Here is a 9009-nt window from a genome sequence, read left to right as displayed (position 1 = left end):
CGATTTGATGTCAAACCGGCGAACCTGGCTACAATCTCGACCACCCCGTCTCCGGGGCAACCCCTCTAACTTACCAGCCCTCTGACCGATTCACAAACCGATCTTCAGAACTGCTGCGTTGTCGGGGTTTCCGACGCTCAGCGGCCTGACCACCAGGTGGTTGCGCCGCGCCGCGTCGGTTCCTAAAGATTAGCAGCGCTCCAGACCGCTCGAGACGCGAAACGTAGACTCGGCCAGGTGAGCAGCCACATCCCGCCTCTGGCGAAGAAGGTATCGAGCGAGCGCACCCATCACGGCGACACCGTGATCGACGAGTACGCGTGGCTCACCGACAAGGAAGACCCTGACACGATCGCCTATCTCCAACAGGAGAACGAATACCTCAAGCAGGAGACCTCCCACCTGGAAGAGCTGCAGGAGCAGGTCTTCCAGGAGATCAAGGGGCGCACCCAGGAGACCGACCTGTCGGTCCCCAGCCGCAAGGGCGCCTGGTGGTACTTCTCCCGCACACAGGAAGGCAAGCAGTACGGCATCTCCTGCCGGGTGCCCGCCGACGGCGACACGCCGCCGGTGGTCACCGCCGACGGCACGCTCCCCGGCGAGCAGGTCCTGCTGGACGGCAACGAGCTGGCCGGCGACAGCGAATTCTTCTCTGTCGGCACCAGCGCCGTCACACCTGACGGCAAGCTCCTCGCCTACTCCACCGACTACAAGGGCGACGAGCGGTTCACGCTGACGTTCAAGGACCTGGAGACGGGCGAGAAGCTCTCCGACGAGATCGTCGGCGTCTTCTACGGCGGCGCCTGGTCGGCCGACGGCACGACGTTCTTCTACACCAGGGTCGACGACGCCTGGCGGCCCTTCCAGGTCTACCGCCACACCCTCGGGACCGCCGCCGACGAGGACGTGCTGGTCTACGAGGAGTCCGACGAGCGCTTCTGGGTCGGCATCGGCCTGACCCGTAGCGAGAAGTACCTGGTCATGGGCGCCGGGAGCAAGATCACCAGCGAGGTTCGCATCCTCGACGCCGAGAACCCGGCGGGCGAGTTCACGGTCGTGCGCCCCCGCGTCACGGGCGTCGAGTACGGCATCGAGCACGCGGGCGACCGCTTCTTCGTCCTCCACAACGAGAACGCGGAGAACTTCGAGCTCGCGACGGCGCCGCTCGACGATCCCGGCGCGTGGACTCCGCTCATCGAGCACCGCGAGGACACCCGCCTGCTGGAGATCGACGCGTTCGCGACCCACGCCGTCGTCCACTTCCGCCGCAGCGGCCTGACGGGCATCCGCATCCTTCCCTATCCTCAGGACAACGGAGGGGGGCAGCCGTCTCGTAGCCGGCTCCTCGCCTCGGCGTACGAGATCGAGTTCCCCGAGCCGCTGTACGACGTGGCGCCCGCGGGCAACCCCGAGTTCACCACCGAGCGCCTGCGCCTCGGCTACACGAGCATGATCACCCCGCCGAGCGTCTACGACTACGACCTCGAGGCGCGCGAGCTCATCCTCCTCAAGCAGCGCCCCGTGCTCGGCGGCTACGAGCCGTCCGACTACGAGCAGTTCAGGGAGTGGGCCACCGCGGAGGACGGCACCAAGGTCCCGATCTCGATCGTGAAGCGGAAGGACGCGACCAAGCCCGCCCCCACCGTCCTGTACGGCTACGGCAGCTACGAGACCTCGATCGACCCGAGCTTCTCCGTCGCCAGGCTCAGCCTGCTCGACCGCGGGTTCGCGTTCGCGATCGCACACGTGAGGGGCGGCGGCGAGATGGGCCGCAGGTGGTACGAGGAGGGCAAGCTCACCAGGAAGCAGAACACCTTCACCGACTTCGTCGCCGCGGCGAGGCACCTCAAGGCGTCCGGCTGGAGTGACCGGATCATCGCGAGGGGCGGCTCGGCGGGCGGGCTGCTGATGGGCGCGGTGGCCAACCTCGCTCCCGAGGAGTTCGCCGGCGTGGTGGCGGAGGTGCCGTTCGTCGACGCGCTCAACACCATCCTCGACCCGTCACTCCCGCTGACCGTGATCGAGTGGGACGAGTGGGGCGACCCGCTGCACAACGCCGACGTCTACGCCTACATGAAGGAGTACTCCCCCTACGAGAACGTCGCGGCGAGGACCTACCCGCCGATCCTCGCGATCACCAGCCTGAACGACACCAGGGTGCTCTACCACGAGCCCGCCAAGTGGGTGGCGCGGCTGCGGGCGACCGCGGACGGCGGGCCGTTCCTGCTGAAGACGGAGATGGGCGCGGGCCACGGCGGCCGTAGCGGGCGCTACGACGCCTGGAAGGAAGAGGCGTTCGCGCTGTCCTGGATCATCGAGAGGGGAACGAAGTGAGCTACGCGGCGGCGGAGGACCGCTACGAGAAGATGCCCTACGTCCGCAGCGGCAGGAGCGGGCTCAAGCTGCCCCAGGTGTCGCTCGGCCTGTGGCACAACTTCGGCGACGACCGGCCGATCGAGAACTCGCGGTCCATCCTGCGTGCCGCCTTCGACCGTGGTGTCACGCACTTCGACCTGGCCAACAACTACGGCGTGCCGTACGGCTCGGCGGAGCGGAACTTCGGCGCCATCTTCGCCCAGGACTTCAAGGGGTACCGCGACGAGCTGGTCATCTCGACCAAGGCAGGCTACGACATGTGGCCGGGGCCGTACGGGGAGTGGGGCTCGAGGAAGTACCTTCTGGCCAGCCTCGACCAGTCGCTCCAGCGCATGGGCCTGGAGTACGTCGACATCTTCTACAGCCACCGTCCCGACCCGGAGACGCCGCTGGAGGAGACGATGGGCGCGCTGGACAGGGCGGTGCGGTCGGGCAAGGCGCTGTACGCGGCCATCTCCAACTATTCGGCCGAGCAGACCACGCAGGCGGCGCGGATCATGCGCGAGCTCGGCACGCCGCTGCTGATCCACCAGCCGTCGTACTCGATGATCAACAGGTGGATCGAGGACGGGCTGCTGGACACGTTGGAGGAGGAGGGCATCGGCTGCATCGTCTACTCCCCGCTGGCGCAGGGGCTGCTGACCGACCGCTACCTGGACGGCGTGCCCGCGGACTCGCGGGCGGCGACGAGCAGGTTCCTGTCGGCCGACAGGATCGACCTCGACCTGGCCCGCGACCTCAACGAGATCGCGCGGGCGCGCGGGCAGTCGCTGGCGCAGATGGCGCTGTCGTGGGTGCTCAGGGACCCGAGGGTGACCAGCGTGCTGATCGGCGCGAGCAGCGTGACTCAGCTGGAGGCCAACCTGGCCAGCGTGGACGGGCCCGCGTTCACCGAGGACGAGCTCCAGCAGATCGACAAGATCACAAGGCCGACTTCGTCGCCCTCGTGATCGAGATGCTGTGCCGACCGGCTCCCTCGCTCCGCTCGCTCACGAGGCCGACCTCGTCGCCCTCGTGATCGAGATGCTGTGCCGACCGGCTCCCTCGCTCCGCTCGCTCACGAGGCCGACCTCGTCGCCCTCGTGATCAAGATGCTGTGCCGACCGGCTCCCTCGCTCACAGGGCCTCGTGCCGCTGAAGGTAGGTGAAGGCGGCCCAGCCAGGTAGCACCGGCAGCCAGAAGGTGAGCAGCCGGTAGAGGAGCACCGAGGAGGTCGCGTACTCCGCGGGCACTCCCGCGACCGTCAGTCCGACGGCCAGCGACGCTTCGACCGCGCCCAGACCGCCAGGTGTGGGCGCGGCCGAGCCGATGGCGTTGGCGGTCAGGAAGACCACGGCGATCGTGGTGAAGCTGGTCTCGCCGCCGAAGGCGCGCACGCAGCCGTACAGGCAGACGACGAACGCCAGCGACAGGCAGAGGATGCCACCGAACCCCTCCGCGATCTTGCGGGGTGACTGCAGCACGTCGAGCAGGCGCGGCACGACGTTGGAGAAGAGCGAGCGCAGCCGCTTGGTGATGATCCTGCGCAGCCGGGGAACGCCCAGCACGATCACCATGAGGACGGCGACGGCCAGCACCACGGCCAGCAGCCCGCGCGAGGGTGTGAACGAGGTGGTGGCGCTCGACCCTGTGATGTAGGCGAACAGCAGCAGCAGCCCGATGTGGCTGGCCAGGCCGATCACCTGGGAGGCGCCGATGCTGGCGACGGCCAGGGCGGGCGGCACTCCGCGCTTCTGCAGGTAGCGGGTGTTGATCGCGACGCCGCCCACCGCGGGCGGTGTGACCAGCTTGACGAAGGACGAGGCGAACTGCACGAGCACGGTACGGCCGAGCGGCAGCGGCTCGGGAACGAACCCTCTGATCATGAGTGCGGCGGCGACGAAGCTGAGCCCTGAGGCGACCAGCGCGAGGATTCCCCACTCCCACTTGGCCGTGGTGATGACCTGGAGCAGGTTGACCTTGCTGAGCTGCGAGAGCAGGAAGTAGGCGGCGAGGGTGCTGGCGATGATGGTGACGAGGGTGCGCGGCCTGAACCGCTCCAGCCGTACCTCGTCGACCTCGGCCTGCGGCGTCAGCGCCTCGATCTGCTCGCGGATGGCGGGCAGCAGGTCCTTCTTCTTGTTCAGCGCCGACCTGGTCTGCCTGGTCAGCGCGATGCGCTGGAGCAGGGGCAGCGCTCCGGCGAGGGCGTCGGGGCCGAGGACGGCGGCGGCGGCCTTGACCGAGCGCTCGGCGCCGACGCGCAGGGCGAGGTAGGTCAGCAGCTGCGCGATGTCGATCCGGAGCAGCAGGTCGCCCGCCGCGACCTCGCCGCTGCGGGGGTCGGTGAGGACGACGCGGCCCTCGCGGTCGAGGTGGATGCTGTCGCCGGTCAGCCGCCGGTGCGCCAGGCGCTGCATCTGCAACAGCAGCACCTGCTCCCAGATCTGGGCCAGCAGGTCGTCGTCGAGTTCGCTGTCGTCGACGTCGTCGAGGGTGCGGGTCTCGAGGTGCTCGTAGGCGAGGAGCGCGGCCTCGGTGCCGATCTCGCTGGTGCCGAGCAGGCGCGGGGTGTTGGCGCCGGCCGCCTGGGTGGCGTAGGCCATGAGCGCCTCGCGTTCGAGCTCGGCGCGCAGCGAGCGGATGGCCCGCCGCCTGGTCTCCGAGTTGAGCCTGATCCGCCGCCACAGCCGGTACGGCAGGCCCGCCACCTGGCGGTCGCGGTCGAGCACGGTGACGTCGAGGCTGGTGTTGTCGGACAGGCCGATGGCGTAGCGGCGGCTGCCCTGGTGGTCGTCGTCGATGCGCCTGGCGGAGACGGGAGAGAAGGACAGCTTGCGCAGCGCGGCGATGACGGCGTTGCCCGGCGGGCGGGTGTTGGGGCTGCCGACGCCGTACAGGGTGCCGTAGCCGACGGCCATGCCGAACAGGACGGTGACGATCGCGCTCGGCAGCGTGATCTGCTTGCCGGTGAACAGCGCGAAGATGGACAGCGCGGTCACCGTCCACATGAGCGCGCGCCATGTGGGCCTTCTGGAGATGCGGACCGCCGTGGCGTAGGCGACCACGGAGCTGAGGAGCGCGTTGAGCGGTTCGAGGTCGCGTCCGCCGGTCAGCAGCGTGACCAGGTCGTCGGGGCCGGCCGTGACCAGCCACTGGCCGATCAGGTAGGAGCCCGCCATGCCGATGATGGCGGCGACGAGTCCCTCGGCGACGCGCAGGCCGTCGCGGTGGAAGACCCGCTCGACGGCGAACGCGGCAGGAACCACCAGGACGGCGGCGCCGCTCAGGAAGGTGGCGATGCCGGCCAGGAGCGCGGGGGCGCGGTCGGTGCCCTGGGTGACGTCCTGCTCGAGGCCGATGAGCGTCTGCTTGGCGACCAGCATGATCAGGATGACCGCGGTGAGCGCGATGAGCGTGGCCAGGAAGCGGAGCGCGTCCGACGGCCTGCGCAGCCGGTGAGGCAGGAGTGGTTCGACGACGAACACGGTAGGTTCGTCGCGCGCTTCAGACACGACTGGATGCTCCTCCGCGGAGTCCGCCGATTTTTCGCTTTCCCTGATGTCTGCCACCGACAGCGATTCTGCACCTTTCCCGCGTGAGCGTGCGATCTTTAACTCCAGTGTCCACAATCCCCACCGAGGGCACTGCACCGGGTAACGACTCTGCCAGCAACGACGTGCCTTGCCATACCCGGTGCACAAAGCTTGCCACCATGCCGGGCATGATCACCCATTTCCTCGCAGCGTTGGCCGTCGCGCTCCCGGGGTCCTCCCTCGCCGACGATGTGCAGATCGACAACGTTCTCAGCCATCTGCGGGCTTTCCAGGCGATCTCCGACACGTATGGCGGTACCAGGGCGGCGGGGACTCCCGGTTACGACGCCTCGGCCGATTATGTCGCCGCGCGGCTGCGTGAGGCGGGATACACGGTCGAGCGGCAGGTGTTCCGTTTCGATCATTACAGAGAACTGTTCCCCGGGCGGCTGCTGGTGGACGGAAAGGACGTCGGCACGGTCGCGACGCTGACCTACTCGGCGGACGGCGACGTGACGGGGCACCCGCGGAAGGTGGGCGCGGGCTGCATGAACACCGATTTCACCGACTTCAGGTCGGGCGGGATCGCGGTGGTCGACAGGGGTGGTTGCACGTTCGCCGCCAAGGCCGCCAACGCCACGGCGGCGGGCGCCGGCGCGCTCGTCGTGGTGAATCCGGGCGGCTCGTTCGCCGGCAGCGCGGGCGTTCCCCAGCGCATCCCCGTGGTCGGCGTCGACGCCACGACGGGGGCGGCGGTGGCGCAGGCCCAGGAGGTGAGGGTCGCGACCAGCACCGAGAGCTCGCGGTACACCACGAGCAACCTGATCGCGCAGACCCCGACGGGTTCGACCGACGACGTGGTGATGGTCGGCGCCCACCTCGACTCGGTGCAGGACGGCCCCGGCATCAACGACAACGGCTCGGGCAGCGCGGCCCTGCTGGAGATCGCGCTGAGGATGGCCGCCTACCATCCCGACAGGGCGGTGCGTTTCGCCTGGTGGGGCGCCGAGGAGCTGGGTCTGGTCGGGTCGAGGCACTACGTCGGGTCCCTCACGCCTGAGGAGCGCGCGAAGATCAGGATGTACCTGAACTTCGACATGATCGCCTCGCCGAACTACACGTACGGGATCTACGACGGCGACGACTCCGACCGGGACGGCGCGGGGCCTGGGCCGCAGGGGTCGGCCGAGATCGAGCAGGAGTTCGTGCGGTTCTTCGCCGGGCGCGGCCTGCCGTACGTGGGGGCGGACTTCTCGGGACGCTCCGACTACGGGCCGTTCGTCGAGGCGGGGATCCCGGCGGGCGGGCTGTTCACCGGCGCCGAGGAGAAGAAGTCGAGGCGCGACGCGAAGCTCTTCGGCGGTACGGCAGGCGCCCCCCTGGACCCCTGCTACCACCAGGCCTGCGACACCCTGGAGAACATCGACGCGGTGGCGCTGGACGTATCGGCCGACGCGATAGCGACGGTGATAACCACGTTCGCCCGGCCCAGATAACAAAACGCCTCGGGGCCTTTCCGATAAAGGGTCGCCAATATACCTTTCCGAACATGCGCTTAGCCGTCAGGGACAATCATTTTCATTCTCCGAGGAGAGCACTCGTGCGTTCCCGCCTGGGCAAGGGCCTGCTGGCCGCCGTTCTCGTCGCGCCGTTGACGTTCGCCGGCACCGCTCACGCGGACTCGCCGAGCAATGCGGTCCGCAAGCTGGTGAGAGCGGTCAAGGGCGAGAATGTCAAGCGTCATCTGAAAGTGCTTGATCTCATCGGAAAGGCCAATGGCAATACCCGCGTGGACGGCACCCGCGGTTACAACCTTTCGCGTGATTACGTGGCCTCGGTGCTGCGGCTCGCGGGCTACAAGGTGACGATCCAGCCGTTCGAGTTCGACTTCGAGGGCTACAAGACGCCGCCCGTCCTGCAGCGCACCAGTCCCGAGCCGAAGTCGTTCGCCCACGTCACGGAGTTCAACGAGGTGGGCGCCAGCGCCACGGGCGCGGTGACGGCGCAGGTGCAGCCGGTCGACGTGGTGCTGCCGCCGCCCGCGACGCCCGGCTCCACCTCGGGCTGCGAGGCGGCCGACTTCGCGGGCTTCACCAGGGGCAACATCGCGCTCATCCAGCGCGGCACCTGCGGCTTCGCGGACAAGGTGGCCAACGCGGTCGCCGCGGGCGCCTCCGCTGTGATCATCTTCAACGAGGGGCAGCCCGGCCGTACGACCGCTCGGGTCAACCCGGCCATCGGGGAGAACGTTCCGGTGCCGGTCTTCTTCACCAGCTTCGGCGTCGGCAACGAGCTGGCGTCCAAGCCCGGCACCACGGTGAAGGTGTCGTTCGACAAGCTGGCCGAGAAGCGGACCACCTACAACGTGCTCGCCGAGTCCCGGTGGGGCGACGACGACAACGTCGTGATGGCGGGCGCGCACCTCGACTCGGTCCAGCCGGGTCCCGGCATCAACGACAACGGCTCGGGCACCGGCGGCGTGCTGGAAGTGGCGTTGCAGATGGCCAGGCACAAGACGGCCAACAAGGTCCGCTTCGGCTTCTGGGGCGGCGAGGAGTTCGGCCTGCTCGGCTCCAACCACTACGTCGCGAACCTGACCGAGCAGGAGAAGGCGAAGATCGCCCTCTACCTCAACTTCGACATGATCGCCTCGCCGAACTACACCTACGAGGTGTACGACGGCGACGGCGACGTGTTCGGCACCCCTGGACCGGCCGGCTCGGCACAGATCGAGAAGGACTTCCAGGCCTTCTACACCTCGCGTGGCCTGCAGTACAAGGCGAGCGAGTTCGACGGCAGGTCGGACTACAAGGCCTTCATCGACGCGGGCATCCCGGGCGGCGGCCTGTTCACCGGCGCCGAGAAGGTCAAGACCGAGGAAGAGGCCAAGATCTGGGGCGGCACCGCGGGGATCGAGTACGACCCCTGCTACCACGCCCCCTGCGACACGATCAAGAACATCGACGACACCGCGCTCGACGTCAACTCCGACGCGATCGCCACGCTGATGGGCACCTACGCCTTCAGCACGGACGCCGTCAACGGCGTGCGTGCGGCCGGGCCGCGTAAGAGCGGCGCCGCGCGACTGAGCGTCGACGGCCACAGCCACGACAAGGT

At 68.4% G+C, this 9009-nt stretch carries 5 protein-coding genes; 4 read left to right on the top strand and 1 reads right to left on the bottom strand.

The features are described from left to right. Nucleotides 1-237: 237 nt before the first annotated feature. Complete coding sequence (locus tag ACFSKW_RS11990; RefSeq protein WP_379572255.1) at nt 238-2334, top strand: S9 family peptidase; 2097 nt, start codon at nt 238-240, stop codon at nt 2332-2334. After that, complete coding sequence (gene mgrA, locus ACFSKW_RS11985) at nt 2331-3326, top strand: L-glyceraldehyde 3-phosphate reductase (protein ID WP_379572253.1); 996 nt, start codon at nt 2331-2333, stop codon at nt 3324-3326. The genes ACFSKW_RS11990 and mgrA overlap by 4 nt, the downstream gene beginning before the upstream one ends. Nucleotides 3327-3492: 166 nt before the next feature. Here mgrA and ACFSKW_RS11980 read toward each other — a convergent pair whose 3' ends face one another. Then, a complete protein-coding gene (locus ACFSKW_RS11980; protein ID WP_379572251.1) occupies nt 3493-5871 on the bottom strand; it encodes a lysylphosphatidylglycerol synthase transmembrane domain-containing protein in 2379 nt (792 codons plus the stop codon). Between the two features lie 209 nt (nt 5872-6080). On the opposite strand from ACFSKW_RS11980, the gene ACFSKW_RS11975 reads away from it, so the two are divergent. Then, complete coding sequence (locus tag ACFSKW_RS11975; protein WP_379572249.1) at nt 6081-7388, top strand: M28 family metallopeptidase; 1308 nt, start codon at nt 6081-6083, stop codon at nt 7386-7388. A 104-nt stretch (nt 7389-7492) separates the two neighbouring features. Continuing rightward, nucleotides 7493-9009 (top strand): M28 family metallopeptidase (locus ACFSKW_RS11970; protein WP_379572247.1); only part of this gene is annotated, 1517 nt, incomplete at its 3' end.

Origin of the sequence: Nonomuraea mangrovi, from assembly GCF_042681425.1 — a bacterium.
GTDB classification, from domain to species: Bacteria; Actinomycetota; Actinomycetes; order Streptosporangiales; family Streptosporangiaceae; genus Nonomuraea; species Nonomuraea mangrovi.
Note: the sequence above shows the minus strand (reverse complement) of the source record. Positions and strands in the feature narration are given on the sequence as shown.

Coding starts and splice junctions, on each gene's coding strand:
- ACFSKW_RS11975 (WP_379572249.1), top strand. CDS start 6,081: ATGATCACCCATTTCCTCGCAGCGTTGGCCGTCGCGCTCCCGGGGTCC.